The organism is Chryseobacterium sp. UF-290 (assembly GCF_058245615.1).
Window position 1 is genome coordinate 1 of record NZ_JBSICB010000035.1, and the last position, 1,181, is coordinate 1,181.

General features: G+C 31.3%; 1 protein-coding gene. It reads left to right on the forward strand.

Features of this window, described 5'->3' with window-relative positions:
- Positions 1-267 precede the first annotated feature (267 nt).
- Positions 268-1,181, forward strand: a 914-nt coding sequence (locus tag AC4IF5_RS20380; protein ID WP_490737778.1) for an IS110 family RNA-guided transposase, incomplete at its 3' end; no start/stop codon positions are given.

Below are 1,181 nucleotides of genomic sequence, written 5' to 3' on the forward strand. Positions count from 1 at the left end.
CCTTTAGATTTGCAAAAGGATTTAGTATTAAATTAGACCTTTAGATTTGCAAAAGGATTTAGTATTAAATTAGACAATAATTAAATTCTGAAGAACCAGAGAAAATAAAGTGAACTAAGCAGATTTCAAGTATAGAACTATTCCGTGTATCAGACTTTATTTTCTCTTTTGAATATTTGCCATTTAGAATGTTAAGCATTGTGGCTTATTAAAGGTTTTAGCAGCATTCAAATTGGTTCATTCAGGATTTACCCTAAATCCAAAGTTATGAAAAGTTATTTTATTGGAATAGATATTTCCAAGGATACATTGGATGTTTGTATATTAAATAGCTCCAATGAAAAAGAAACTGTATTCAAAGTAGAAAATACAGTGGAAGGAATAGAACAAATGATTAGTTCAAGCTTTTGTAAAGATTCCAAACTGCATTATTGCTTTGAAAATACAGGAAACTATGGACTGCTTCTTGCCAGGATGTTGGAGGATCAACAAATTCCTTATTATCAGATTCCTGCTCTTGAAATAAAACTGAGCCAGGGAATTCAAAGGGGAAAGAATGATAAAGTGGATGCCCGGAGAATAGCCAAATATGCAAAAATGTATTCTCAAGATATTAAACCCTATGTTCTTCCTGAGAAAGTACTTTTTACAGTGAAGAACCTTCTCACCTATAGAAACCTTCTGATAAAGGTAAGAACGCAGTTTAAGAATGAGGAAAAATCTTTTTATCAAGTCAGTAAAATAGCAGATGTAGGATATGAGATGGATGATATAGCTTTTCATATACAACAACTGAATAAAAAGATTTCTTTGACAGAAGAAAAAATAAAAGAAGAAATCAGCAAGGAAGAAAGAATAAACAGGAACTTTGAAAAGATAACCAAAGTGAAAGGTGTAGGATTTCTTACAGGGGCATATATGATTGTATTGACCAACAATTTCACAAGTTTTCAGAATCCAAGAAAATTCAATTGTTATGCAGGATTAGCCCCTTTTGAACATGCATCAGGAACTAGTATTAAAGGAAAAACAAAGACCAGTAAACTTAGAAATAAGAGAATTAAAACAGTTCTTTTCAACGGTGCTAACTCAGCTATAATTTACGATGAGGAATTAAAAGCATACTACAAAAGAAAAAAACAGCAGGGAAAAGCTCATAATTCAATTATTAATGCGGTATG